The organism is Aeromonas sp. 62-46, assembly GCF_001898585.1.
In the GTDB taxonomy this organism is placed as follows: domain Bacteria; phylum Pseudomonadota; class Gammaproteobacteria; order Enterobacterales; family Aeromonadaceae; genus Aeromonas; species Aeromonas caviae.
The window spans coordinates 1-2,520 of sequence record NZ_MKUI01000025.1 but is presented as its reverse complement, the minus strand read 5'-3'; the positions used below and the strand labels follow the sequence as shown (position 1 = coordinate 2,520).

At 58.7% G+C, this 2,520-nt stretch carries 2 protein-coding genes and 1 pseudogene; all 3 read right to left on the bottom strand.

Going from position 1 to position 2,520, the window contains the following annotated elements; translation table 11 throughout:
• The coding region (locus BGO64_RS09285) for an Ig-like domain-containing protein (RefSeq protein ID WP_286700546.1) at positions 1–289 on the bottom strand (289 nt) is incomplete at its 3' end.
• 3 nt (positions 290–292) lie between these two features.
• Positions 293–376, bottom strand: a pseudogene (locus BGO64_RS20805) (hypothetical protein); the annotation flags it as partial.
• A 487-nt stretch (positions 377–863) separates the two neighbouring features.
• Positions 864–2,520: Ig-like domain-containing protein (locus BGO64_RS09280; RefSeq protein ID WP_286700545.1), on the bottom strand; the 1,657-nt coding region annotated here is incomplete at its 5' end.

Below are 2,520 nucleotides of genomic sequence, written 5' to 3'. Positions count from 1 at the left end.
TGCCGGTCAGGAGGCCGGTGGTGGAGACGGTGGCCGTGGTGATGTCGGCTGGCAGCCAGGCGACGCTGCTGCTGATATCCACCGTGGTGTTGTCGCTGTAGGTGGCGGTGGCGGTCAGTTGCCGGGTCTGGTCCTTGGCCAGCGAGACGCTTGGAGGCGTGACCTGGATGGCGGTGAGAACGGCGTCGGTGACGGTGATTTGGATTGTGTTGCTGATGATGCCATCGTGGCTGGCCGTGATGGTGGTCGTCCCCGCGTCTCTCGCGGTGAGCGCACCGGGTGAGGACATGGTGGCGATCCGGTCGTCACTGGAATGCCAGCTTGTCTCACTCGTCAGATCCTTGACCGAACCATCGCCGTAATGACCCGTTGCCATAAAGGGCTGGGTATTACCTTTTGCCAGGATGAGTGAACTGCTTCCTCGAGTGCTGACCGGGCTGGCAACAATATGGATCCGTTCTAACGATGGCGAGGTCTCGGGGGTGGTGTCCTCTGAGCCACCACTACAACCCAATAATAAAAGTGAAAAAAGCAGGGCGACATATGACTGTAATATCTTTGTCATAGGTAAAGTCCTCTAGGTTTATATTTCTGGCGCAAGCCTTGAAGGGCTCGTATGAATGTATGGACGTCGTGACAGTCAGGCTGGAAATCATGTTTTTGATGGGGGTGCTTATAAGCCCAGTCAAAACATCTGATTTCAATCAGAGCGGCGTTAATCGCCAGGTGTTGGTTGGCGGATGGTGGCCGCCAGTAATCTATTCACTGTCGAGACGTTTATTTACTGGGGGCGCAGGACGGTGTTGTGTTGCAGATGCCCAAGCGCACGGATATAGCTGGCGCTTGCGCGCCAGCAACAAAAGCTAAATATCCTCACGAACACAGGCCACGTGGTTGCTTTCGGTATCGTCGGCTTGGCTGAAGGAAGTACCATTGTTCATGTTGGTGCGCCAGCGCCAGTCTTTCCAGTTCTGATCGTTGGCCCAGTAGAGGTTCGAACTACCGCCACATTGGCCGCGCAGGGGCCACCCGTGAACATCACACATGACATCACTGGACTGACCGAGTTCCGTTACAGATGAGCTCTGAATAAACAGGTTTTCGAGTTCGAGTTTGGTTGGTAGGCGAGCCGCTGGGTTCAGCCCTTTGCAATAGGCATCGGCATCGTTCCAGTTACGTCCAATCGTGTCAGGAGTAGTGAAAAACGCCAGGGGGGGCTTAACCTCCACCTCGGCAGTCGCACTGAAGGATTGGCCATTGGCTTCACCGGAGGCAGTGATGGTGACGGTTCCTGCGGAGACGCCGGTCACCTTGCCTTTGTCGGGGCCACTGTTGCTGATGGTGGCGATGGCCGGGTTGCTGGAACTCCAGCTCACGGCGTTATCCGCGGTCACATCGAGTTCCTTGCCATTGGAGAGCATGACTTCCCCTTTGAGCTGTTCACTCAAGCCAGCCGGCAGGGAGGAAAACTCGGGGGTGATTTGTACCTGAGTCACGTCGAGGTTGGTGATGGTCACCTCGGCGGTGGCGCTGAAGTGCTGACCGTTGGCCTCACCGGAGGCGGTGATGGTCACAGCCCCTGCGGACATGCCGACCACCAGGCCTTTGTTGGGACCACTGTTGTAGATGATGGCAACGAACGGGTTGCTGGAGCTCCAGCTCACGGCATCGTCAGCCGTGACATCCAGCAGCATCATCGACTGATGACCATCGTACAGCAGGGCTTCCCCTTTGAGCTGTTTACTCAAGCCAACCTGCAGGGAGGAAACCGCAGGGGTGATCTGTACCTGGGTCACGACGAGATTGGTAATGGTCACCTCGGCCGTCGCGCTAAAATGCTGGCCATTGGCTTCACTGGAGGCGGTGATGGTGACAGTCCCTGCGGACACGCCGGTCACCATGCCTTTGTCGGGACCACTGCTATGGATAGTGGCGATGGCAGGATCGCTGGAGTGCCAGCTCACGGCGTCGTCAGCGGTGACATCCAGCACCTGACCATTGGACAGAGTGACTTTCCCTGTGAGCCGTTCACTCCAGCCTGCCGGCAGGCTGGAGACGGCGGGGGTGATCTGTACCCGGGTCACGACGGCATGGGTGATGGTCACCTCTGCGGTGGCGCTGAAGTGCTGGCCATTGGCCTCACCGGAAGCTGTGATGGTGACAGTCCCTGGGGACACGCCGGTCACCCTGCCTTTGTCGGCGCCACTGCTGCTGATGGTGGCGACGGCCGGGTCGCTGGAGTGCCAGCTCACCACGTCGTCAGCGGTGACATCCAGCACCTGGCCATTGGACAGAAGGGCTTCCCCTGTGAGTTGTTCACTCAAACCCACGGGCAGAGAGGAAACGGCGGGGGTGATCTGTACCTGGGTCACGACGGTATGGGTGATGGTCACCTCGGCAGTCGCGCTGAAGGACTGGCCATTGGCCTTGCCGGAGGCGGTGATGGTGACGGTTCCTGCGGAGACACCGGTCACCCTGCCTTTGTCGGCGCCACTGTTGCTGACGGTGGCAACGGCCGGG